Genomic DNA, 24,038 nt, shown 5'->3' with positions numbered 1-24,038 from the left:
GGCACAGCGCGCCGGCGATGCGGGCCCGTTGCGAAGCATTAATGCGACCCAGCTCAAGGGTCCTGGCAAAGCGATACCCAGCATGTTCACAGAACGCCGGATCGAGCGGCACCAGTTGCCGTGTTTTCTGAAAGTATTCAACTGCGTCACCGACAAGCCCATGGGCTCTATCGGCAGTGTCTGCGAAGACGGGCTGATGCTCATCAGCCAGTTGCCGATGATGGTGGGCGCGGTGTTTGATTTGCGCTTGAAGATCCCCGCCAGCGACGGCGTCGTGCAGGCGATCGACCTGCGGGCCTGTTGCTTGTGGTGCCATGAAGATGCGACACCCCATCATTATGATGCCGGGTTCGTGATAGAGCATGTACCGCCGGAATACGGGCAGGTGGTGAGTGCCTTGCGGCACTACTTCAGCTTTTATCCCGTGTCGGCCTCGGTGTGAGGTTCAGCTGTCATGAGGGTCGGTTGCTTCGCCCGGGAACGAGATAATGCTGTCTGACAAGGTGTTGGCGATAACGGCTTGAATGACAAGAGGACTGGTCGGCGCAGCGCTAGAGCGCCTAGACTTCGTCGGTCTCAAGTTCAGGAACAGCCCGTGACCTCCATCTTCTGGTACGACTACGAAACCACTGGCATCACACCGCGCCGCGACCGTCCGCTGCAAGTGGCCGGCATTCGCACCGATTTCGACCTCAACGAGATCGATCAGCCGGTCAATCTCTATTGCCAGCCCAGCGACGACATCCTGCCTCACCCGGCGGCGTGCGTGATCACCGGGATTACCCCGGGCCGGCTGGCCGGGCAGGGGCTGTGTGAAGCCGATTTCATGACCCGGGTGCATGGGCAGCTCGCGGCCCCCGGGACCTGTGGCGCCGGTTACAACACCTTGCGCTTTGACGATGAAATGACCCGCTACAGCCTCTACCGCAATTTTTTCGATCCCTATGCGCGAGAGTGGCAGGGCGGTAACAGTCGTTGGGACCTGATCGATGTCGTGCGTGCCGCCTATGCGTTGCGCCCGGACGGTATCGTCTGGCCGCAGGAGGATGGTCGCGTCACCTTGAAGCTCGAGCGCCTGACGGCCGCCAATGGCATCGATCATGGCCAGGCCCACGATGCATTGTCCGATGTGCGCGCAACCATTGCCCTGGCGCGGTTGATCCGGGACAAACAGCCCAGGCTCTACGACTGGCTGTTCACGTTGCGCAGCAAGCAGAAAGTCATGGATCAAGTCCGTCTGTTGCAACCGATGGTGCATATTTCCGGACGTTTTTCGGCTGCCCGCAGTTATGTGGGGGTTGTCCTTCCACTGGCCTGGCATCCGCGCAACCGCAATGCCTTGATTGTCTGCGACCTGCATCTGGATCCGCAGGGGTTGCTGGATCTGGACGCCGAGACCTTGCGTGAACGCCTGTACACCCGTCGTGAAGACCTTGGCGAGGGTGAGTTGCCGGTGCCGCTCAAGCTGATTCAAATCAATCGGTGTCCGGTGGTGGCACCGTTATCGGTGTTGCGCGACGTGGATCAGCAACGACTGCAACTGGATATGGCGTTGTATCAGGCGCGGGCGCTGCGGCTAAGTGACGCACAGGCATTATGGCAAGACAAAGTTTCGGCCATTTATGCCCGTGATGATTTCACGCCGAGCGAGGATCCCGAGCAACAGTTGTACGACGGCTTCATCGGGGATCGGGATCGACGTTTATGTGAGCAAGTCAGAGCCGCCGATCCGCTGCAATTAGCACAAGAACAATGGCCGTTCGATGATGAACGTTTGCCGGAATTATTATTTCGATATCGCGCACGTAACTTCCCTGATACGTTGAATGCGTCGGAGCAAGAACGCTGGAAATTATTCTGCCAGCAACGATTGTCGGACCCTCGATGGGGGGCCCCCAATACTCTGCAGGACTTTTATGAGGCGATGGAGCAATGGGCGCTTAGTGCCACGAATACTCAGCGTCAGGTGCTGGATGAGTGGCGTGAGCACGCAGACGAATTACGCAGCCGTTTGAATCTTTGAAATCTCGGCATGAAGCCGGCGAATGCCGGGCATAAAAAAACGCCAGCACTCGCTGGCGTTTCTGGTGTTCGCAAGTGAACCTGCGATACGCGTCGAGGCTTAGCCCAGCAGGGTAGCCCAGCTTTCAACCACGTCACCGCCCCACTTGGCTTTCCACTCTTTCAGTGTCTTGTGGTTGCCACCTTTGGTTTCGATGACTTCGCCGTTGTGCGGGTTTTTGTATTGTTTAACCTTGCGAGCACGTTTGGTGCCGGTAGTTTTGACTGCGCCGCGCGGGGCTTTAACTTTCGATTCCGGATCCAGCAGGGCGATGATGTCGCGCAGGGATTTGGAGTATTCGCCCATCAGGGTACGCAGTTTGCCTTCGAATTCCAGCTCGGTTTGCAGTTTGTCGTCTTGGGACAGGTTCTTCAAACGGGCCTGCAGCTCTTTGATAGCTTCTTCGGTGGCGCGGTATTCGTTGATCAGGGACATGAGGATTACCTTATGTTGGGCGCTGAGTAGCGGGGAAGACAGTGGCGCAATAATAGTCAGGGTGTTTCATCAAGTAAACATTAATGCAAACTTTTATTTGCGGTGATTAATGTCGATGGCATGAAAAAAGGACTGACAATTAAAACTTCTGTGGGGATGATTACAGTTACTCACACAATCCTTTTTGTCCGTTTTCAATGGGGCCGGCATCGGATTCGAGCGTGGAAATCCGGCTGGACCAGCCCCGATCACTGGGCGGGCACATCCCGCGATTGTTCGGGAGTACTGCAGTTTTGCTGCGCAATCGCTAGAATGGCGGCCTTTGCGAAGTTCTGGAGTTTTCCCCCCATGCGCACTTTTCGGCTAGTGATTGCTTGCCCGGACCGCGTCGGCATCGTTGCTAAAGTCAGTAACTTTCTGGCGTCACACAATGGCTGGATCACTGAAGCGAGCCATCACTCGGACAATCTCAGTGGCTGGTTCTTCATGCGTCACGAAATTCGTGCCGATTCACTGCCGTTCGGCCTTGAGGCATTCCGCGAGGCGTTTGCGCCGATTGCCGAAGAGTTCTCGATGGACTGGCGCATCACCGACACCGCGCAGAAAAAACGTGTAGTCCTGATGGCCAGTCGTGAGTCCCACTGCCTGGCAGACCTGCTGCACCGCTGGCACAGCGACGAACTGGACTGCGAAATCGCCTGCGTGATTTCCAACCATGACGACCTGCGCAGCATGGTCGAGTGGCACGGCATTCCTTATTTCCATGTGCCGGTTGACCCGCAGAACAAAGAGCCGGCGTTTGCCGAAGTCTCGCGCCTGGTCAAGCAGCATGATGCTGAAGTCGTCGTGCTGGCGCGCTACATGCAGATCCTGCCGCCTGAGCTGTGCAGCGAGTATGCGCACAAGGTCATCAATATTCACCACAGCTTCCTGCCGTCGTTTGTGGGGGCCAAGCCTTACCACCAGGCCTCGATGCGTGGCGTGAAGCTGATTGGCGCCACCTGCCACTACGTCACCGAAGAGCTGGATGCCGGCCCGATCATCGAGCAGGACGTGGTTCGCGTCAGCCACAGCGACAGCATTGAAGACATGGTGCGCTTCGGCCGTGACGTCGAGAAGATGGTGCTGGCCCGTGGCCTGCGCTATCACCTGGAAGATCGCGTGCTGGTGCACGGCAACAAGACCGTGGTGTTCTGACCGGACGCAGTGGTTGTAAAGACAAGGGCCTGGGCGTTCAATCGCTTCAGGCCCTGATTGTTTCCGCGCTCTGCGTGGGAATGCCGCCTGTGACGCTCTGCGTTACGCGGTCTGGGGGAGGCAGGGGAAATGACTGATCCACTGGATAAAGCAACTTCCAGGGCACCCGCAACCCTGGGAGAGGGTTGTCTGAGTCGCTACGACCCGGATGACCTGAGTGTCGAGGATGGCACCGAGTTCCCCGGCGCCGCCGAGCTCTGGGAGCAGTTGCAGGAGGCGTCCGCACCTGCCGCTGCAGGTACGGACTTGCCGGCAAACAAGCCCTGAAGGGCCTTAAATCCGGAAACTGCCGACCAACTGCTTGAGTCGCGCCGCCTGTTGTTCCAGGTCGGAGCACGCACGCAAGGTGGATTGCAGGTTCTCCACGCCTTCCTGATTCAGGGTGTTGATTTCAGTGATGTCCATGTTGATGGACTCCACCACGGCGGTCTGCTCCTCGGTCGCGGTGGCCACCGACTGGTTCATGCCGTCGATCTCGCCGATACGCAACGTGACGCTGTTCAGGCGCTCACCGGCCAGGTTGGCGATTTCCACACTGTCCTGGCTATGACGCTGACTGTCCCCCATGGTGCTGACCGATTCGCGGGCGCCGACTTGCAGCTCCTCGATCATGGTCTGAACCTGTTGTGCCGATTCCTGGGTACGGTGCGCCAGGTTGCGCACCTCATCGGCCACCACCGCAAACCCGCGTCCGGCTTCACCGGCCCGTGCCGCTTCGATGGCGGCGTTGAGCGCCAGCAGATTGGTTTGCTGGGAAATGCTGGTGATCACCTCGAGAATCTGCCCGATGTTCACGGTTTTGCTGTTCAGCGACTCGATATTGGAGCTGGAGGCGCTGAGCATGTTCGACAGTTGATTCATCGCGGCGATGCTGCGGTCGACCACTTGTTGGCCGTCTTCGGCCAGGCTGCGGGCGTCGCTGGCCTGGTGCGAGGCTTGCGCCGCGTTACGGGCGATTTCCTGGGCTGCGGCGCCCAGCTGATTGATCGCGGCGGCCACGCTGTTGGTACGGCTCGATTGTTCGTCTGAGTTGAGCATCGAGGAGTTGGAGGCGCTGACCACCCGCAAAGCGACTTCGTTGACCTGTTCGGTGGCCGACGAGACTTCGCGGATCGAGCCGTGGATGCGTTCGACAAAGCGGTTGAAGGCGTTGCCGAGCTGGCCGAATTCGTCCTGGTTCTGGATGCTCAGGCGCCGGGTCAGGTCGCCTTCACCGTCGGCAATGTCCTGCATGGCGCGGGTCATGACGTGCAGCGGCTGGATCAGGATACGGATCAGCATGCCCAGCAAGGCGATGATGATGGCGACCGCGATCACCGTGGCCACGATCGCCGAGGCGCGGAAATCGTTGAGCATGGCGTAGGCTTTGTCCTTGTCCACCGACAGGCCGATGTACCAGTTGACCGAAGGCAGGCCTTTGATGGGGGTGAAGGTGACAATGCGCGTATTGCCATCGACCTCGACCTCGGTGAAGTCGTTGCTGATGCGCGGGGTATTGCGTGGGAAGGCCTCACTGAGGGACTTCATCACCAGGGCTTTGTCCGGATGCACCAGGATCTTGCCGTCGGCGCTGACCAGGAAGGCATAACCCATGCCGTCGAAGTCCAGGGCCTTGAGGTTGTCGATCAGGGTCTGCAGGCTCAGGTCACCCCCCACGACACCCACGCTGTTACCGGCTTTTTTCGAGGCCGTGGCGATGGAAATAATGGTCTGGCCGGTTGCCGCATCGACATAGGGTTCGGTCAGTGTGGCCATGGGGCTGTTTTCAGCGCCTTTGTACCAGGGGCGAACACGCGGGTCGAAGCCGTCCGGCATTTTCACGTCCGGGCGTATGGTGAAGCTGCCACCGGCGTCACCCAGGTAGGACGCCATGAAGGTCGACGTCAGTGCATTCTGTTCCAGCAGTGCGGCAACCTTGCTGCCGTCGGCGTCGATGGCGATGTTCTGGGCCAGGTTTTCGACCAGAAGAATGCGCCCGGTCAGCCAGGTCTGGATGTTGCTCGCCGTGACATCGCCCATTTCATGCAGGTAACTGTCGAGGTCCTGGCGAATCGCATTGCGCTGCAGGTAGTCGTTGTACAGCGTAAATGTGGCGAACGCGGCAATGACGATGAGGGCGGCGGCAAGCAGGATTTTGTGGCTGAAGCGCAGATTTTTATTCATGGCTTGTGGTGTCCGCTAAGGTCTTGTTGTGTGGGGCGTGTTGCGATAAAAAGCGCGAAAATAGGCGCTGGTTCACGTAAGTTGATATTTCCGTCTTTCCTTAGGGAATTATCGGACCTGATTATCAGTCTGGTCTCTCGCTTATCTCTATCGGCTGTGTAGGACCAAAGCTTAACCATGGGTGACAAAATGCCTGACTCATTACAACTCGTTATCGGTGCAGACCTGAAGGGGCAACCGATTGCCCAGGCAATGCGCCTGGCAAATCGCCACGGCCTGGTGGCCGGTGCCACAGGGACCGGGAAAACGGTCACCCTGCAACGCTTGGCCGAGGCCTTCAGTGATGCCGGCGTGGCGGTATTTGCCGCGGACATCAAGGGTGACTTGTGTGGGCTGGGGGCCGCGGGCAATCCACAGGGCAAGGTGGCCGAGCGGATCGCCGGCATGCCGTGGCTCAATTATTCGCCCGCGGCCTATCCGGTCACGCTGTGGGATATCCATGGTCAGTCCGGTCATCCATTGCGCACCACCTTGAGTGAAATGGGGCCATTGCTGTTGGGCAGCCTGCTGGAATTGACCGACAGCCAGCAGTCGGCGCTCTATGCCGCGTTCAAGGTGGCGGACCGCGAAGGGTTGTTGTTACTGGACCTCAAGGACCTCAAGGCGCTGCTCAATCACCTCAAGGACAATCCCGAGTTGCTGGGCGATGACACCGCGCTGATGACCACCGGCTCGAGCCAGGCGCTGTTGCGGCGCCTGGCGACGCTGGAACAGCAGGGCGCCGAAGCACTGTTCGGTGAACCGGCGTTGCAACTGCAAGACATCCTGGCGCCCGCCAGCGATGGTCGCGGGCGGATTCACCTGCTCGATGCCAGTCGCCTGGTGCACGAAGCGCCCAAGGTCTACGCGACCTTCCTGCTCTGGCTGCTGGCCGAGTTGTTCGAGCAATTGCCGGAGCGTGGCGATGCCGAGAAACCGCTGCTGGCGCTGTTCTTCGATGAGGCGCACTTGCTGTTCGCCGACACCCCCAAGGCCTTGCAGGAGCGCCTGGAGCAGGTGGTGCGCCTGATCCGCTCCAAAGGCGTCGGCGTGTACTTCGTCACCCAGTCACCGGGCGACTTGCCGGATGACGTGCTGGCGCAACTGGGGTTGCGTATCCAGCACGGCCTGCGGGCATTCACCGCCAAAGAGCAGAAGTCCCTGAAGGCAGTGGCCGATGGCTTCCGGCCTAACCCGGCATTCAGCGCCCTGGAGGTACTGACCGAGTTGGGGATTGGCGAGGCGCTGGTGGGGACGCTGCAGGACAAAGGCACACCGGAAATGGTCCAGAGGGTCCTGGTGGCACCGCCGCAATCGCGGATCGGGCCGTTGAGCGAGTCCGAGCGCGCGGCCTTGATTGCCAGCTCACCGTTGGTCGGACGGTATGACAAACCGATCGATCGCGAGTCGGCGTATGAAGTGCTGATGGGGCGCAAGGGCCTGGCGTCCGACGCCGAGGCCGTTCCGGGCAAGCCGGCTGCGCAGGAGCCGAGCTTCACCGAGCAGGCTGGCGAGTTCCTGGGCACGGCGGCCGGGCAGGCGCTGAAATCCGCGATGCGTCAGGCGGCCAACCAGTTGGGGCGGCAATTGGTTCGCGGCTTGATGGGCTCGTTGCTCGGCGGCAGCAAACGCCGTTGACGGCAGGCGCGGCTCGCTCTCGCCCGAACACCCGCCCCGTGGCGAGCGAGCTTGCTCGCGCTGGGCTGCGCAGCAGCCCCAACCGGTCGCCTGGGGCTTTCTGTTAGACCGCAATTACCTTGTCAAGGCGCGCTGTGCGCGCCAGCGCGAGCAAGCTCGCTCGCCACGGGGATCGCGTTGATGCTTTGTTGAGCAGCATGCGCGCATATGGGCGCTCTCAAGATCAGCTTTTGGGTCTGGCGTGAGCCGCCAACCGCTCCAGCGCTGCCCGCAGGTTGGGATCGCTGATGCCGTCGGCCGTGGCCTGGATGGTGGCCGCGGCATCGGTCGACAGGTCCATGGTGTGGCCAGCCGCCCCGTGCTGCACGGTAGGCGGTTGAACCTTGAACAGAATCCGCGTCAGGCTGGCGAATTCGTCGAAGGCCTGCAATTGCCGTTGCAGGCGTTTTTGCTGATAGCGCAGGCGGGTGGCCCAGTGACCGTCGGTGACGATCAGCAGCAAGCTGCCTTCGCGCCAGGACGCCACATGACAATGTTCACGGGCAGCCGGTTGCAGTTGGCTTTCGAGCAAGCGTTGCAAGTGCCCCAGGCGTTGCGCGTGGCCCAGAATGGCTTTTAGCGGTTTGGCTTCGCGTAGCAGAACGGCGGGTGCTCTGGCCGTAAGAGGGCGAAATGCCATGATCAGACACCTGAAGTAACAGAGCCGCCATGGTAGCAGAAAGCACGGGATGCACTCGCCCCATTGCTTTGTTGGCGCTTTACTCATTAAATCAATGAGTAACTTCTGCCTTGGGTGGCTTGAAGTTCAGTAAAAAGCCCTTATTTTAAGTGAGCCCCCTCACAGCGCTGTGCCAGCATCGTGGAATAACGCCACTTTCCTCACCACCGTTTCCGGGTAGAATGCTCGTTCGCATGCGGCCATGAGGGCTGCTCGGGCGACTCACGGGGCCGCCCTCCATCCCTTTAGTGTGGAAGATCCTGCCGATATGTTTGCGCCTTTGTTAAAGAAACTTTTTGGAAGCAAGAACGAGCGTGAAGTCAAACGCATGCTCAAGACGGTGCAACTCGTCAATGCCTTCGAAGAGCAAATGGTGGCCCTTTCGGACGATCAATTGCGTGCCAAGACCGACGAATTCAAGGCTCGCATCGCCAAAGGGGAAAGCCTCGACATGCTGTTGCCAGAAGCCTTTGCGGTCGCCCGCGAAGCCGGCAAGCGCGTCATGGGCATGCGCCACTTCGACGTTCAGTTGATCGGCGGCATGACACTGCACGAAGGCATGATTGCCGAAATGCGTACCGGTGAAGGCAAGACCCTGGTGGCGACACTGGGTGTTTACCTCAACGCGCTGTCGGGCAATGGCGTGCACGTCGTAACCGTGAACGACTACCTGGCCCGTCGTGACGCCAACTGGATGCGCCCGCTCTATGAATTCCTCGGCATGACGGTCGGCGTGGTCACGCCGTTCCAGCCGCCGGAAGAGAAGCGTGCCGCCTACGCCGCCGACATCACCTACGGCACCAACAACGAATTCGGTTTCGACTACCTGCGCGACAACATGGCGTTCAGCATGGAAGAAAAATTCCAGCGCGAACTCAACTTTGCCGTGATCGACGAAGTCGACTCGATCCTGATCGACGAAGCCCGTACCCCGCTGATCATCTCCGGTCAGGCCGAGGACAGCTCCAAGCTGTACATCGAGATCAACAAGCTGATCCCGCAACTGGAGCTGCACGTCGAGGAAGAGGAAGGCGTCGTCACCAAGGCCGGCCACTACACCGTTGACGAGAAGACCCGTCAGGTCGAACTCAACGAAGCCGGTCACCAGTACATCGAAGAAGTACTGACCCGCATCGGCCTGCTGGCTGAAGGCGAGAGCCTGTACTCGGCGCACAACCTGAGCCTGCTGACCCACGTCTATGCCGGCCTGCGTGCGCACAAGCTGTTCCATCGCAACATCGAATACATCGTGCAGGACGGCCAGGTGGTGCTGGTCGACGAACACACCGGGCGTACCATGCCGGGCCGTCGTTTGTCCGAAGGCCTGCACCAGGCCATCGAAGCCAAGGAAAACCTGAACATCCAGGCCGAGAGCCAGACCCTGGCATCGACCACGTTCCAGAACTACTTCCGCCTGTACAACAAGCTGTCCGGCATGACCGGTACCGCCGACACCGAAGCGTTCGAGTTCCACCAGATCTATGGCCTGCAGGTCATGGTCATTCCACCGAACAAGCCGCTGGCGCGTAAAGACTACAACGACCTGGTGTTCCTCACCGCGGAGGAGAAATACGTCGCCATCGTTGCCGACATCAAGGAAAGCATGGCGGCAGGTCGCCCGGTACTGGTGGGCACCGCGACGATTGAAACGTCGGAGCACATGTCCCGTCTGCTCGAAAATGAAGGCATCGAACACAAGGTCCTGAACGCCAAGTTCCACGAAAAGGAAGCCGAGATCATTGCCCAGGCCGGTCGCCCGGGCGCACTGACCATCGCCACCAACATGGCCGGTCGTGGTACCGACATCCTGTTGGGCGGCAACTGGGAAGTGGAAGTGGCTTCGCTGGAAAACCCGACGCCGGAGCAGATCGCCCAGATCAAGGCTGACTGGCAGAAGCGTCACCAGCAAGTGCTCGAGTCGGGCGGCCTGCAGGTCATCGCTTCCGAGCGTCACGAATCGCGCCGTATCGACAACCAGCTGCGTGGCCGTGCCGGCCGTCAGGGCGACGCCGGCTCCAGCCGCTTCTACCTGTCGCTGGAAGACAGCCTGATGCGCATTTTTGCCTCTGACCGGGTGAAAAACTTCATGAAGGCCCTGGGCATGCAGCCTGGCGAAGCGATCGAGCACCGCATGGTGACCAACGCCATCGAAAAGGCCCAGCGCAAGGTTGAAGGTCGTAACTTCGACATTCGCAAGCAACTGCTGGAGTTCGACGACGTCAACAACGAACAGCGTAAAGTGATCTATCACATGCGTAACACGTTGCTGGCCGCCGACAACATCGGTGAAACCATCGCCGACTTTCGCCAGGATGTACTCAACGCCACCGTTTCGGCGCACATTCCTCCACAGTCGCTGCCTGAGCAGTGGGACGTTGCCGGTCTGGAAGCGGAACTGGAAAGCGGTTTCGGGGTGAAGCTGCCGATCCAGCAATGGCTCGACGAAGACGATCACCTGTACGAAGAAACCCTGCGCGAGAAGCTGATGCAGGAGCTTATTGCGGCGTACAACGAGAAAGAAGATCAAGCGGGTGCCGATGCGCTGCGCACCTTCGAGAAGCAAATCGTGCTGCGCGTTCTGGACGACCTGTGGAAAGACCACCTGGCGACCATGGACCACCTGCGTCACGGCATCCACTTGCGTGGCTACGCCCAGAAGAACCCGAAGCAGGAATACAAGCGCGAGTCGTTCACGCTGTTCTCCGAGCTGCTGGATTCGATCAAGCGCGACTCGATCCGTGTACTGTCCCACGTTCAGGTTCGCCGCGAAGATCCGATCGAAGAAGAAGCACGTCTGCGTCAGGAAGCCGAGGCTCTGGCCGCTCGCATGCAGTTCCAGCACGACGAGGCCCCTGGCCTGGAACAACCGGAACTGTTGGGTGAAGAGGTCGATGTTGCCCTCGCCACTGCACCGGTACGCACCGAGCAGAAGCTGGGTCGCAACGAGCTGTGCTACTGCGGTTCGGGCAAGAAATTCAAGCATTGCCACGGGCAGATCCAGTAAAACCTGTTTCATACGCTGAAATACCCGCGCCGCGACCGGCATCAGCCGTCGCGGCGTTTTACCATTCGAAACACCGTCGTGGCGACGGTGCAGACATCACCTATTGAGGAGCGCATTCATGGCTGTTGGTCTTGGTCCTTTGCCAACGTTGCACCCGGTTGCCGGTTTTGAACTCGGTATCGCCTCGGCTGGCATCAAGCGCCCCGGGCGCAAGGATGTTGTGGTCATGCGCTGTGCTGAAGGCTCGACCGTTGCCGGTGTGTTCACGCTGAACGCCTTTTGCGCGGCACCGGTAATCCTGGCCAAGCAACGTGTGCAAGGCCCGGTGCGCTACCTGTTGACCAACACCGGCAACGCCAACGCTGGCACCGGTGAGCCGGGCCTGGCCGCCGCCGAGCGTACCTGCGCCAAGCTGGCAGAGCTGACCGGCGTTGATGCAAGCCTGGTGTTGCCGTATTCCACGGGCGTGATTGGCGAACCGCTGCCGGTCGAGAAGATCGAGGGCGCCCTGCAAGCGGCGCTGGACGACCTGTCGGAAAACAACTGGGAAGCCGCGGCCACCGGGATCATGACCACCGACACCCTGCCCAAGGGGGCGAGTCGCCAGTTCCAGCACGAAGGCGTGACCGTCACCGTGACCGGCATCAGCAAAGGCGCCGGCATGATTCGCCCGAACATGGCGACCATGCTCGGCTACATTGCCACCGACGCCAAGGTCTCCCGCGAGGTGCTGCAGAACCTGATGCTGGACGGCGCGAACAAGTCGTTCAACCGCATCACCATCGATGGCGACACCTCGACCAACGATTGCTGCATGCTGATCGCCACCGGCAAGGCCGCGTTGCCGGAAATCACCACCGCCGAAGGTCCGTTGTTCGCGGCGCTCAAGCAGGCCGTGTTCGAGGTGTGCATGGACGTGGCGCAGGCCATCGTGCGTGACGGCGAAGGTGCCACCAAGTTCGTCACCGTTGAAGTCAACGGCGGCGGCAATCACCAGGAATGCCTGGATGTCGGCTACACCGTGGCGCACTCGCCGTTGATCAAGACCGCGCTGTTTGCCTCCGATCCGAACTGGGGCCGTATCCTGGCGGCGGTAGGTCGTGCCGGGGTGCCGAACCTGGACGTGAGCAAGATCGACGTGTTCCTGGGTGAAGTGTGTATCGCCAGCCGGGGTGCCCGTGCAGCGACCTACACGGAGGCCCAGGGCTCGGCCGTGATGCAGCGTGAAGAAATCACCATTCGTATCGAGCTGGGTCGCGGTGATTGCAGCGAAACCATCTGGACCACCGACCTGTCCCACGAGTACGTGAAAATCAACGCCGAATACCGGACGTAATCACGTTCGGATCGTGTCGCCGCCATCGCGGGCAGGTATTCCACCTGCCTGCGATGGCGGTTTGTCAGTCGCTAACTAGACTGGCCTGTTTCCTACTTCAAAAGGTCCCGAACATGAGTTATCACCTGATCATCGGCGACAAGTTGCATTCTTCCTGGTCCCTGCGGGCAGCACTGGCCCTCGACCTGGCCGGCGCCAGCTACACCGAAGAGCTGATCAAGCTCAACCAGCCCGATACCCGCGAGCAACTGCTCAAGCATTCGCCAACCGCCAAGGTGCCCTTGCTGAAAACCGAGCACGGCACCATCGCCGACTCGCTGGCCATCGCCGAGTACCTGGTCGAACGCTTTCCGAGTGCCAGTCTCTGGCCCAAGGACATCGCCGCCCGTGCCCAGGCCCGTTCTGCCTGCGCGCAAATGCACAGCGGTTTCTTTGCCATGCGCGGCAATATGCCGTTCGACCTGAGTCGCGACGCACCGCTGTCGCCGATGCCGCCTGAAGTGAAGACGGAAATCGAGCGCATGCTGGCACTGTGGGCTGAATGCCGCGCTGCCTCGAACGAAAGCGGTCCGTTCCTGTTCGGTGAGGTGAGCCTGGCCGATGCCTTCTTCGCACCGATTGCCGTGCGCCTGCGCACCTATCAGGTCGAGTTGCCAGCGGTCGATGCGGCTTATGTCGAGACGATCTACCAGTGGCCAGCCTTCAAGGTCTGGCAGAAAGCCGGTCTAGAGGAAGCAGGGCGGTGAAACGAGTTCATGTAGCGGCAGCGGTCATCCGTGATGCCGATGGCAAGATCCTCATCGCTCGCCGTGCTGATGCCCAGCACCAGGGCGGATTGTGGGAGTTTCCCGGCGGCAAGGTCGAGGAGGGCGAAGCCGTGCAGGTTGCGCTGGCCCGCGAACTGCACGAAGAGCTGGGGATTGTGGTCACGGCAGCCCGGCCGCTGATCACGGTTCACCATGATTACCCGGACAAGCAGGTGCTGCTGGATGTCTGGGAGGTCTCGGCGTTTACCGGCGAGCCCCACGGCGCTGAAGGCCAGCCATTGGCCTGGGTGACCGGGCGTGAGCTGGGCAACTATGAGTTTCCGGCTGCCAACCAGCCGATCGTCGCGGCGGCCCGTTTGCCGAGCGAGTACCTGATCACCCCGGATGATCTGGAAACCCCGGTGATGCTGCGGGGTATCCAGAAGGCCATTGCCGGTGGGATCAAGTTGATCCAGCTGCGCGCGCCCAACGGCTACGATCCCAAGTATCGCGATCTGGCGGTGGATGCGGTGGGGTTGTGTGCTGGCAAGGCGCAGCTGATGCTCAAGGGGCCGTTCGAGTGGCTGGGCGACTTCCCGTCCGCGGGTTGGCACATCACGGCAGCTCAGTTGCGCAAGTACGCCAGCGCCGGGCGTCCACTGCCAGCGTCGCGCTGGCTGGCGGCGTCCTGCCACAACGCTGAGGAATTGAGCCTGGCCGAACAGATGGGAGTGGATTTCGTCACTCTGTCGCCGGTCCAGCCGACCCGGACTCACCCCGATGCAGTACCGCTGGGATGGGAACAGGCCGCGCAGTTGATTGCCGGGTTCAGCAAGCCGGTGTTTCTGCTGGGCGGTGTTGGCCCTGCCGAGCGGCAAAAGGCTTGGGAAACAGGCGCGCAGGGCGTGGCGGGGATCCGGGCGTTCTGGCCAGAGGCTTGAATACGCGGTGAGGCTACTGGCGTCATCGTGAGCAAGCTCCGACATTAGATCTTTGCTGTTCACACGTAATGTGGTCACAGCAGGTCTATTGTGGGAGCAACGGTCTGGGACATATGGCCGCTCTCGTCAGGTGCGGGATGCCGAACACATGTCCCGTGGTGAGCGAGCTTGCTCGCGCTGGGCTGCGCAGCGGCCCAAAAACCAGTTGCAGAGTGTTATCTGAAAGACTGCAATCGTCTTGTTGGGGGCGCTTCGCGCCCCAGCGCGAGCAAGCTCGCTCGCCACGGGGGCAGCGTTCGCACTTGATTGAGTGGCATTACTGAAGATACGGATGTTGTGGGGCTTGCTCGCGAAGTATGGCGTATCTAACTTGGACTAACCCCCAGGTTTTGCCGCCGCCTGCCACAAAATCTCCGCAATCCCCTGGCGCTTGGCAATCAACCGTGCCGCTACAAACAGTAAATCCGACAAGCGATTGATGTAGGCCAGTCCCACGCCAGCCAACGGCTCGACAGCATTCAACTGCTGGCAGCGGCGCTCGGCACTGCGGGCCAGGCTGCGGCAAACATGGGCCTGAGCGATCAGCGCCGAGCCACCGGGCAGAATGAAGTTCTCCAATGGCCCCAACTCTTCATTCCAGGTATCGATGGCTGCTTCCAGGCGCTCGACTTCCGCCGCATTCAGCGCTTGATAGACCGGCATCGCCAGTTCGCCACCCAGGTCGAACAAGCGGTGCTGGCAAGGTTCCAGCACGTCGCTGATCGCTTGCAGGCCGGGATGTACTCGCTGGCTTTCGGCCAGTCCGGCCAGCAGCAGCCCCAACTGGCTGTTCAGCGTATCGACTTCGCCGATGGCCTCGACCCGTGGATGGTCCTTGGGTACCCGGCGACCATCGCCAAGCCCGGTTTCACCTTTGTCGCCGGTGCGGGTGTAAATTTTCGACAGGCGAAAACCCATGCTTAGCGCTCCAGTTGTCTGAGTTCGTGGGGGGCGAGCGGGGCGCTCGCGATTAATGGCAGGCGCAAGGTAAAGCAGGTGCCCTGGCCCTGAGTCGATTGCACTTCCATCTGACCCTTGTGATTGTTGGTGATGATGAAGTACGACACCGAAAGCCCAAGGCCCGTGCCCTGGCCGATTTCCTTGGTGGTGAAGAACGGTTCGAAGGTGCGCTTGCGCACGCTCTCGCTCATGCCGATGCCGTTGTCCTCGACCTGGATTTCCGCCCATGGCGGGTTCAGGCGCGTGCGCAGGATGATTCGACCAGGTTCGCGGTCGTCCTCGCGCTGGTGGATCGCCTGGGCCGCATTTTTCAGCAGGTTGAGCAGCACTTGTTCCAGCTCGTTGGCGGTGCCGGGGACGGGGCCCAGTTGCGGGTCGAACTGGCGAACGATGGCCTGGCCCTTGAAGTCGAAGCCAATGGTCAGGTCGAAATCATTGCTGGCGATCTCCACGGCCTGGTCGATCAGCGCCGGCAAGTCGCAGGGCGCCATTTGCCGGTTGCTGCGGCGGCTGAAACTGAGCATGTGGGTGACGATCTTCGCCGCCCGGGCACCGGCCTGCTGGATGCCGTCGAGCAATTGCGGCACTTCGCGGTGTTGCAGGTACTGATTGACACTGTCCAGTTCCAGGCCCAGTTGTTCGGCGGTTTCGATGTTCTTGGGCAGGTCGGCGGACAAGCGCCGGCGAATGTTCTGCACGTTGTGCAGGATGGCGCCCAGCGGGTTGTTGATCTCGTGGGCCATGCCGGCCGCAAGCCCACCCACCGAGAGCATTTTCTCCGATTGCACCATCATTTCTTCCAGGGACAGGCGCTGGGTGATGTCGTCGATCCGGATCACCACGCCACGTCCGGCACCGCCCATCAACGGATAGAAGGTCAGCGCATAGTGTTTGGCTTCCTCGTCCCGGGTCCAGGTCACACGCTCGATCTTGACCACGCTGTGCTGTTCGACGGTCTCCCGTAGTTGTGGCAGAAACGGCTTGAGGGGTTCAAAGGCGAGAAAAATCGGCTGGTTCAAGGCTTCATCCAGGCGTGTGCCGGACAGGGCGCTGGCTTCCTGGTTCCACTGGGTCACGTACAGCTGTTCATCCAGGGCAATCAGGGCTGACGGCATCGAGTCGATGATGCTGTTGAGGTAGTTCTGAAAGCCCGTGAGCTTTTTCTCGATCTTGCTGCGCACCTGGACTTCCAGCTCCAGCTTGCGGTTGGTATGGCGGGTTTCTTCAGCCAGGCCCTGGGCCTGGTCGTAGGCGGCCTGGGAGTCGTCGCGGGCGCGCTTGAGTTGCTGCTCGCGGGCTTCGATGCGCGAGAGCATGGTGTTGAAGGCTTCAGCGAGGCTGCCGATTTCGTCATGGTTACCGCGAGCGGCGCGCAGGGCGTAGTTCTCTTCGCGGGTCACCTGCCGGGACAGTTCTTCGAGTTGATGAATCGGCTGGGTAATCAGGCGTTTGATCTGCTGGGCAATCAGCAGCCACAACAGCACGCTGAAAATCAGGATCCCCAGGCTCGCTGTCAGGGTGCCGGTATAGAACGCGACCGGCAACTCACTGCTGGCCACCAGCAGCAGATGGCCGGGGGCCTGGCCCGGGCGTGGCAGTGTGATCAGTTGATTGCTGCGAAACTCCGTGGCCTGCCAGGTTTCGATGTGCCGAAAGTGTCTGGGCAGTTCGAGTTGGTCGCCATGCTGCACCTGGGCCAGGCGCTGGCCTTTGCCGTCGTACAGGGCCGCTGCCCGCAACGGGGTGTAGCTGTTGAGCTCGTTGAGCAGGTTTTCAGCGTCTTGTGGCGAATTCAATGACTGGCTGGCAAGCGCCGGATTGGAGACCAGCCGGCCGATGGTCTGCAGGGCTTGCGGTGCCATGCTTTCCTGGGAGATCCAGTAGGCGGCGCTGATAAAGGTCAGGTTGGCCACCAGTAGCACGGTGATCAACAGCACCAACAGGGCGGCCAGCAGTTTCTGGCCGACCGGAAGGTTTTCAAGGCGCTGGCGCAAAGGCATGGGGGTCGTCGCTAAAGAAGAACAGGAGGCCAGCGTAGCCGCTGCTCAGTCGCTGGGCAATCCACGGGTACGCAGGTGCGCAATCAAGCGTTGCTGGAGTTGGTTGAGGTGCGGCAATACCAATTGATGCCGCGAGGCGACGACGCAGGCATAACCCAGCAGGTAGCTGATTTCGGTCCGGCGCTGGTTGGCCACATCCTGGTACATGGATGAGTAATTGGCTGCCGTCGCCAGGATCACCCGCTCGACTTCCTGCTGCAGGTCGTGGGCGGCGGCGGGCTGGCCGCAATGTTCCAGCAACTCGCTCAGCTCGGTGCACAGGGTGGCGACTTCGCAAGGGTGCTGCTGCAAGCCGCCGTTGCGGCAATCGTGCAGGACGGTCAGCGGGTTGATCGCGCAATTGAGTGCCAGCTTGCGCCAGAGTCGAGTCAGAATGTCCGTGCTCCACTCATGAGGGATGCCCGCCGCGCTCAAGTCCTCCAGCCAGACCGGTGCCACCGGTTGACGGGCGTCGCCCAGCCAGGTGTAGCCGTGACCGGCGAACACCACACGCCAGTCGCCATCGCGAAAGGCGCCTTCGGTACTCGAGGCAAAAATGCAGCGAGCGTGCGGAACGCGCGCGGCCACGGCATCCTGGCTGCCCAGGCCGTTCTGCAGCAGGATCAATTCGGCATCGGGTGTCAGGCGGTTCGCCAATTGCGCCACGGCGCCTTCGGCATCGTAGGCCTTGCAGGCGACCAGCAAGCGATCGACCGGGCCGACACGCTCGAGGGTGGTCGCGGGGATCGCATAGTGCTGCGCTTCACCCTGCTCGACCAGGGTCAAGCCGCCTGCTGCCTGATAGGCCTGCAATCGCGCGGCATCGCGCAGTATCAATTGCACGGGCAGCCCGGCCCTTGCCAGGCGCGTGGCCCACAGGGTGCCCAGGCTGCCGGCGCCGAGGACATGCCAGGTGGTCGACATCAGTTTTTTGCTCGGATTGGCAGGCGCATGTGAGGCTCGCAGCGAAGAAGGGGAAAGACCCGTTATAATCAGCGCGGATTTTAACCGCAAGCCAGGCGTGCTCCATCTTTATTGCGTGCGCCCTTTTTTACTGGAGAGACTACATGCCGTCGTTCGACGTGGTATCCGAACTGGACAAACACGAACTCACCAACGCGGTCGAGAACGCCGTCAAGGAACTCGATCGTCGTTATGACCTGAAGGGCAAAGGCAGCTTCGAGTTCAAGGAAAAGGACCTGACCGTCAACCTGACCGCCGAAGCCGGCTTCCAGCTGGAAGCGATGATCGAGATCCTCAAGCTGGCGCTGGTCAAGCGCAAGATCGATGTGCAATGCCTTGAGGTCAAAGAGGCCTACGCTTCGGGCAAGCTGATGAAGCAGGAAGCCGTTCTCAAGGAAGGCATCGACAAGGAGCTGGCGAAGAAGATCGTCGCTCACGTCAAGGACGCCAAGCTCAAGGTCCAGGCCGCCATTCAGGGCGAGCAGGTGCGCATCACCGGCAAGAAGCGCGACGACCTGCAAGAGGCCATCGCGGCCTTGCGCGGCAAGGAATTCGGCATGCCGCTGCAGTTCAACAACTTCCGCGACTGATCAGTCTTCGGGGGAACCTCTCGGCGTTATTGACGTCCGAGGCCCAAGCAACAGCAGAAATGATCGAGCCTCGAGGGGCATGATCTTTCTGCTGCTTGGTTTTTATGTGCCGGGTAGCCGGGAATCAGGAGAGAAAATATGGATTTGAACGCTGAAGTGGACAACCTGGTGAAGGCTTCCCAGGCCTGGATCCCGATGATCATGGAATACGGCAGTCGTGTGCTGCTGGCGGTCATGACACTGGCCATTGGCTGGTGGCTGATCAACAAGCTGACCCACAAGGTTGGCAAGCTGTTGGCGCTGCGCAATGCCGACCTGGCCCTGCAAGGGTTTATCAGCAGCCTGGCCAACATCGTGCTCAAGGTGCTGTTGGTGGTGAGTGTCGCGTCGATGATCGGCGTTGAAACCACCTCGTTCGTGGCCGCCATTGGTGCCGCGGGTCTGGCCATCGGCCTGGCCCTGCAGGGCAGCCTGGCGAACTTCGCGGGTGGCGTGCTGATTCTGTTGTTCCGTCCGTTCCGCATTGGTGACTGGATTGAAGCCCAGGGCACGGCGGGCACCGTCGACAGCATCCAGATCTTCCACACGATTATTCGCACCGGCGACAACAAGACCGTCATCGTGCCGAACGGTGTGCTGTCCAACGGCATCATCACCAACACTAACCGTCAACCTACGCGCAAAGTAGTGTTCGACGTTGGCGTGGACTACAACGCCGATTTGCAGAAGGCCCGTGCGGTGCTGCTGGAACTGGCCAATGATGCGCGTGTACTGGCCGACCCTGAGCCAGTGGCGGTGGTATCGACCCTGGGCGATAGCTCAATCACTCTGTCGCTGCGCGTCTGGGTGAAGACGGCGGACTATTGGGATGTGCTGTTCCACTTCAATGAGCACTCCCGCGATCGCCTGAAAGGGGCGGGTATTGATATTCCGTTTCCACAGCGCGTGATTCGCATGGTTCAGGAAACAGCCTGAATACTCGACGTTGTAGAACGAGTATCGGTGTTTGACTCAAGGGGCCAATTGGCCCCTTGAGTGTTTTTACAAAGCGGGAAGATTAATAGTGCGCTAACTTATTATTAGCTTGCTACTAAATTGTCTGCGACACTGCCTTTGTTTGTAACTGTCATCAAACAGTAACAAAAAAGCCCCTCACCTTATTCGGGTGAGGGGCTTTTTAGTTGAGCCAGGCTCTAGACGCTATTGAAAGCCGCTGATTACAAGATGCTCAGAGGGTATTCAACGATGATACGTACGTCGTTGTTGTCAGCCGTGTACTCTTCGTTGTAAGCCGTGTTGGCGCGGTAGATGGCGCTACGCAGACGCAGCGACAGATCCTTGGCCGGACCTTCCTGGAACACGTACTTGGTTTCGAAGTTGAACTCGTGCTCCTTACCTTCGGTACCGGAATCGGTCTCGATGTTGTTACCGTAAACATAACGGCTCATGAAGCTCAGGCCGGGTACGCCGTAGGTGGCCATGTTCAGGTCGTAGCGACCCTGCCAGGATTTCTCGTCACGACCGATAAAGTCGGAGATCTGGATGGAGTTGGCGACGAAGATCGTGCCGTTACCGTCAACGCCGTACAGGTAGTTGGTGTCGCCGGACGACTGCTGGTAACCCAGGGTGAACTTGTGTGCGCCGAGGCTGTAGGCAGCTGCCAAGCTCCACAGTTTGTTGTCCTGCGCGCCGTACAGCGCCTGGCCCTGGTCTTTGGTCTTGTACGCGTTCAAGTCGAAGTTCAGAGACTGGTCTTCGTTGATCGGCAGGGTGTAGTTGGCGTTGATGTACTGCTTCTTGAAGTAGTCTTCAACGTCGGATGCCGCGATGCCAGCCACGAAGTTATCGGTGAACTGGTAGGTGGCGCCAGCGATATTGGCGCTGGTCAGACCAGGGTTGCCAGCACCGTTGATGCTGTCCTTGCCCATGCCGGTTTGCGAGCTGAGGGCGGTGAAACGACCTGCACTGACTTCCAGGCCTTTGATTTCTTTGGTGGAGAGGTAGGTACCCTCGGCAACTTCTGGCAGCAAGCGGCTGTCGTCGGTCGCGAATACCGGGCTGGCAACGAACTGGCGGCCGTACTTCAGGGTGGTGTCGGAGAGGCGGAACTTGACTGCGGCACCGGATTTGCCTTGTGCGTCTTCAGGTTCGCCAGCGCCATTGCGGGCGAACATGCCGTTGCCGGAGCGACCTTCACCGCCATCCAGCTTGGCGGTACCCATGACCATTGCGTCCACGCCTACGCCGATGAGGCCTTGGGTGAAACCGGACTCATAGGTCACCAGCTCGCTGATACCGGTGTCCTGACGATAGCCGCTTTTGTAGCCGCCACCGGACTTGGCAATGTTGCCAGCACCGTTCCTGAAGTCGCGGTTCATGTACTCGATACGAGTCTTGGCATTCAGACTTTGGTCTTCAATAAAGCCTTTGGCTTCGTCCTGAGAGGACGCGATTGCGAACTGCGAGGTGCCTGCTGAAACAGCCAGTGCGATTATGCTCCACTTCATCACGCGCATCGTGATTTGCTCCTTTGGTTTTTTTGAAGAGTTCTGCCGTCCCACCTGATTTATTATCTGGGCGGCTCTTTCTTTTTGTGTCGGCGCAAACTTATATCACGCCGACAATGTTGGCGATACTTGCGCTTTCATCCTTTCTGCATCTGTACGGGCCTGTCGCAAAATGCTCGCTCGAGGTCGTAATTCTGCAAATTCTGTGCAATCGGACCGACAACTTCAGCGTTGTTTGGCAAGGCTTGGGTGTCAGAAAAAAGAGTCCTTGTCCCGCACTTGAATCTCCTTGGGCTACCTTGCCGCTATTTTTTATGGTCTAGAGGTTTCCGCTTCCGGCGGCCGCCTTATAGACGATGTGGGAATGAATGCAACAAACGTGCACAAAACGGCTTTTTTCTCTCGATTTTTTCAATAAACGTCGTTTCTGTGGGCAAGGCCTCATGAATACGGGGGGACGAGGCCCGATTGTTCGTGCTTGACTCCCAGGTTGTTCTGGTGTTGCACCAAGACTGGGCGTGGTGATCAACACGAAATGTTACCGGTCCACCCTTTCAAGTGAGTAAACGGCGGATGCTTGAGGAACTCAGCGTAGACGCATTACAGATTCGTGCCGCAAAAACTCTGTAAATTTTAATCAGGTCAGCGATCCAGAGAGCTTTGGATAGGGCGTTGCCCGGCCTGGACAGAGAAAATGCTCGATCCGGAGCCTGTACGTTCGTACCGGATTGGTGCGTGGGAAGGTGAGGTTGTTACGTGGTGGGGCGTTGTCGTGCGTGGCAGGTTCCCCCTTGGTCGGGGTGTGACATTGGTCGTGAACCGTGCCCGGTTCGCGGGTATGCTGGTCTGGTATGGCACGCGCCGCAGTCTCGAAGGCGGGCGCTTGGCAAAACTCATTGAATATGCGGGAGTGTGTGCGGTGTTCGCTTTAGATCCACGACTGGAACAAGACACCCTGCCGATCGGGGACTTCCCTCTCTGTCGGTTGTTGCTGTCCAACGATTCGAATTACCCCTGGTTCATCCTGGTGCCGCGACGAGCGGATATCAGCGAACTGTTTCAACTGGACAGTCAAGACCAGGCGCAGTTGTGGCGAGAAACTACAGGACTTGCCGAGTTGCTCAAGGACTCGTTCGATGCCGACAAGTTGAATGTCGCGACCCTGGGTAATGTGGTCAGTCAGTTGCACATGCATGTCATTGTCCGTAAGCGCGAGGATGCGGCCTGGCCAGCGCCAGTCTGGGGCAAGCACCCGGCCACGCCTTACACGGCCGAGCAGGTGGCGGCGATTCGAGAGCGGCTGCGTTTGGTGTTGACCGATGATTTCACGTTTCTGGAGGGTTGAGTCATGAGCCTGGAAGAGCGCGTCATGGATCTTGAAAGTCGTCTGGCTTTCCAGGACGACACCATTGAGGCAATGAACGACGTGCTGGTGGTGCAGCAACGGGTCGTGGAGCGCTTGCAGTTGCAGATGACCGCGTTGCTCAAGCGACAGGAGGAAATGGCGGGGCAGTTTGAGTCCTTTGAAGAGGAAGCTCCGCCACCGCACTACTGAGTGTTGCTGTGTGCCGCCTGTCGGCTGGCAATAAAAAAACCGCGAGCAGCCTGGCTGCTCGCGGTTTTTTTTGAGCGTGGAAGCGTGGCTGGAATCAGCGACGCGGCAACGCTGCGATCACATCTTCGGCTTGCAGGCCTTTATCCCGGTTCATGACCGAGAACTCCACGCGCTGGCCTTCGACCAGGACACGGTGACCTTCGCCGCGAATGGCGCGGAAGTGCACGAAAATATCATCTCCCGAGTCGCGAGAAATGAAGCCGAAGCCCTTGGAGGTATTGAACCACTTGACGGTCCCGGTATCACGGTTGGTCATGTCATAGTTTTGATGGGTGGCGACTGCTGGCGAGGACTTGTAGAAGCTGACGGCCAGATGCAGCACTACCGCGACCAGCGCGACGATAAGGCTGAACAGAACGGCGGGATGACCGCCAATTTCCGGCATGGGCGCCAGAAGTGTCAGGGTTTGCAGGACGACAGTGAGCACCAGCAAGGCGCTGACCAGATTTTGCAGTTGCTGACGAACGCCTTTGTTCCAGTACGGAATCACCGGCGCGAGGGTCAGGTTGAGCAGGCCGAAGAACGCCAGGTACAGCGCGTCAGGTTGTTGCAGGTAGGGTATGGCTTCGGTTCGCAAGCTAGGGATAAAGGACAACAGCAAGGCTGCTGCGCCCGTTAGCAGGTGGACGATTTTCAACATTTTGATTGACTCACGTTAAGACGGATCGCAAGGAAGAGCTGATTGAGCGCGGTTCGCTTCTGAACAATGGGAGGCGTTGGACACGCGCCCGCTATCAGCCTATGCACGGCACGCAAGGAAAGAGCGGCAGTGACACATCGCCTATTTAACAGCAAAGACCGTACCTTCTCAAATCAGCGCGGGCGGCGTGTGACCAAGGGCACGGAGCAATCAGCGCGAGAGCTGAACCCGGTGCCGTCTGAGCGCCTGTCCTAGAGGGTTTGCCCGGTTTTCGGGGGGCTTGAGCGAGGTGTCACCAGGCAATGCGTAATGGGAGGGACAATCTGTCGCGGGAGGGGCGTGAAGC

The 24,038-nt window shown here is 59.7% G+C and carries 21 protein-coding genes; 13 read left to right on the top strand and 8 right to left on the bottom strand.

Annotated features, from left to right (window positions below; all coding sequences use genetic code 11):
- Positions 1-82 precede the first annotated feature (82 nt).
- Positions 83-442 (top strand): pilus assembly protein PilZ, encoded by a 360-nt coding sequence (locus tag CKW25_RS07680; protein WP_095078577.1) that lies wholly within the window; start codon positions 83-85, stop codon positions 440-442.
- 153 nt (positions 443-595) lie between these two features.
- A complete protein-coding gene (sbcB, locus tag CKW25_RS07675; RefSeq protein ID WP_095078576.1) occupies positions 596-2,023 on the top strand; it encodes an exodeoxyribonuclease I in 1,428 nt (475 codons plus the stop codon).
- A 99-nt stretch (positions 2,024-2,122) separates the two neighbouring features.
- On the opposite strand, the gene mvaT is transcribed toward sbcB, so the two are convergent.
- A complete protein-coding gene (gene mvaT / locus CKW25_RS07670; protein WP_083356977.1) occupies positions 2,123-2,497 on the bottom strand; it encodes a histone-like nucleoid-structuring protein MvaT in 375 nt (124 codons plus the stop codon).
- Positions 2,498-2,845: 348 nt separating this feature from the next.
- Between mvaT and purU the strand changes: the two genes are divergently transcribed.
- Complete coding sequence (gene purU / locus CKW25_RS07665; RefSeq protein WP_095078575.1) at positions 2,846-3,694, top strand: formyltetrahydrofolate deformylase; 849 nt, start codon at positions 2,846-2,848, stop codon at positions 3,692-3,694.
- Between the two features lie 129 nt (positions 3,695-3,823).
- Positions 3,824-4,021 (top strand): hypothetical protein, encoded by a 198-nt coding sequence (locus CKW25_RS07660; RefSeq protein WP_095078574.1) that lies wholly within the window; start codon positions 3,824-3,826, stop codon positions 4,019-4,021.
- Positions 4,022-4,027: 6 nt separating this feature from the next.
- On the opposite strand, the gene CKW25_RS07655 is transcribed toward CKW25_RS07660, so the two are convergent.
- Entirely contained in the window at positions 4,028-5,917 is a 1,890-nt protein-coding gene (locus tag CKW25_RS07655; protein WP_095078573.1) for a methyl-accepting chemotaxis protein, read from the bottom strand.
- 189 nt (positions 5,918-6,106) lie between these two features.
- On the opposite strand from CKW25_RS07655, the gene CKW25_RS07650 reads away from it, so the two are divergent.
- Positions 6,107-7,594, top strand: a complete 1,488-nt coding sequence (locus CKW25_RS07650) for a helicase HerA-like domain-containing protein (RefSeq protein ID WP_095078628.1) — start codon at positions 6,107-6,109, stop codon at positions 7,592-7,594.
- A gap of 223 nt (positions 7,595-7,817) precedes the next feature.
- On the opposite strand, the gene CKW25_RS07645 is transcribed toward CKW25_RS07650, so the two are convergent.
- Positions 7,818-8,273, bottom strand: a complete 456-nt coding sequence (locus CKW25_RS07645; RefSeq protein WP_095078572.1) for a DUF721 domain-containing protein — start codon at positions 8,271-8,273, stop codon at positions 7,818-7,820.
- Positions 8,274-8,580: 307 nt separating this feature from the next.
- Between CKW25_RS07645 and secA the strand changes: the two genes are divergently transcribed.
- The 4 genes from secA to CKW25_RS07625 all read left to right on the top strand — a co-directional run bounded on the left by secA (position 8,581) and on the right by CKW25_RS07625 (position 14,339).
- Positions 8,581-11,316 carry a preprotein translocase subunit SecA gene (gene secA, locus CKW25_RS07640; RefSeq protein WP_095078571.1) on the top strand — a complete coding sequence of 912 codons (2,736 nt, stop codon included), beginning with the start codon at positions 8,581-8,583 and terminating at the stop codon, positions 11,314-11,316.
- 118 nt (positions 11,317-11,434) lie between these two features.
- Positions 11,435-12,652, top strand: a complete 1,218-nt coding sequence (argJ, locus tag CKW25_RS07635) for a bifunctional glutamate N-acetyltransferase/amino-acid acetyltransferase ArgJ (RefSeq protein WP_095078570.1) — start codon at positions 11,435-11,437, stop codon at positions 12,650-12,652.
- Positions 12,653-12,765: 113 nt separating this feature from the next.
- A complete protein-coding gene (locus tag CKW25_RS07630; protein WP_095078569.1) occupies positions 12,766-13,398 on the top strand; it encodes a glutathione S-transferase in 633 nt (210 codons plus the stop codon).
- On the top strand, positions 13,395-14,339 hold the full coding sequence (locus CKW25_RS07625) for a Nudix family hydrolase (RefSeq protein ID WP_095078568.1): 945 nt from the start codon (positions 13,395-13,397) through the stop codon (positions 14,337-14,339). Before CKW25_RS07630 ends, CKW25_RS07625 begins: the two co-directional genes overlap by 4 nt.
- 375 nt (positions 14,340-14,714) lie before the next feature.
- Here the strand turns inward: CKW25_RS07625 and CKW25_RS07620 are convergent, their stop codons facing one another.
- The 3 genes from CKW25_RS07620 to CKW25_RS07610 are packed head-to-tail and all read right to left on the bottom strand — an operon-like array spanning position 14,715 to position 18,301.
- Positions 14,715-15,296, bottom strand: coding sequence for a cob(I)yrinic acid a,c-diamide adenosyltransferase (locus CKW25_RS07620; protein ID WP_095078567.1), 582 nt, complete (start codon positions 15,294-15,296; stop codon positions 14,715-14,717).
- A 2-nt stretch (positions 15,297-15,298) separates the two neighbouring features.
- Complete coding sequence (locus tag CKW25_RS07615; RefSeq protein ID WP_095078566.1) at positions 15,299-17,338, bottom strand: HAMP domain-containing sensor histidine kinase; 2,040 nt, start codon at positions 17,336-17,338, stop codon at positions 15,299-15,301.
- A gap of 45 nt (positions 17,339-17,383) precedes the next feature.
- Entirely contained in the window at positions 17,384-18,301 is a 918-nt protein-coding gene (locus CKW25_RS07610) for a putative 2-dehydropantoate 2-reductase (RefSeq protein WP_095078565.1), read from the bottom strand.
- Between the two features lie 143 nt (positions 18,302-18,444).
- Between CKW25_RS07610 and CKW25_RS07605 the strand changes: the two genes are divergently transcribed.
- Positions 18,445-18,930: a YajQ family cyclic di-GMP-binding protein gene (locus tag CKW25_RS07605; protein ID WP_095078564.1), complete on the top strand. Its 486-nt coding sequence runs from the start codon at positions 18,445-18,447 to the stop codon at positions 18,928-18,930.
- 138 nt (positions 18,931-19,068) lie between these two features.
- A complete protein-coding gene (locus CKW25_RS07600) occupies positions 19,069-19,905 on the top strand; it encodes a mechanosensitive ion channel family protein (RefSeq protein ID WP_095078563.1) in 837 nt (278 codons plus the stop codon).
- 242 nt (positions 19,906-20,147) lie between these two features.
- On the opposite strand, the gene CKW25_RS07595 is transcribed toward CKW25_RS07600, so the two are convergent.
- Positions 20,148-21,446, bottom strand: a complete 1,299-nt coding sequence (locus tag CKW25_RS07595) for an OprD family porin (protein WP_095078562.1) — start codon at positions 21,444-21,446, stop codon at positions 20,148-20,150.
- 910 nt (positions 21,447-22,356) lie between these two features.
- Between CKW25_RS07595 and CKW25_RS07590 the strand changes: the two genes are divergently transcribed.
- Positions 22,357-22,782, top strand: a complete 426-nt coding sequence (locus tag CKW25_RS07590; protein WP_095078627.1) for an HIT domain-containing protein — start codon at positions 22,357-22,359, stop codon at positions 22,780-22,782.
- Between the two features lie 3 nt (positions 22,783-22,785).
- The gene (locus CKW25_RS07585) at positions 22,786-22,992 is read left to right on the top strand and encodes a SlyX family protein (protein ID WP_095078561.1); all 207 of its coding nucleotides are present in this window, start codon (positions 22,786-22,788) and stop codon (positions 22,990-22,992) included.
- Positions 22,993-23,086: 94 nt separating this feature from the next.
- On the opposite strand, the gene CKW25_RS27260 is transcribed toward CKW25_RS07585, so the two are convergent.
- Positions 23,087-23,692, bottom strand: coding sequence for a cold-shock protein (locus CKW25_RS27260; protein ID WP_095078560.1), 606 nt, complete (start codon positions 23,690-23,692; stop codon positions 23,087-23,089).
- Positions 23,693-24,038 lie beyond the last annotated feature (346 nt).

Origin of the sequence: Pseudomonas sp. Irchel s3h17, assembly GCF_900187505.1 — a bacterium.
Taxonomy (GTDB): Bacteria; Pseudomonadota; Gammaproteobacteria; order Pseudomonadales; family Pseudomonadaceae; genus Aquipseudomonas.
The sequence above is the reverse complement of the archived record's forward strand: the minus strand, read 5'-3'. Positions and strand labels throughout refer to the sequence as shown.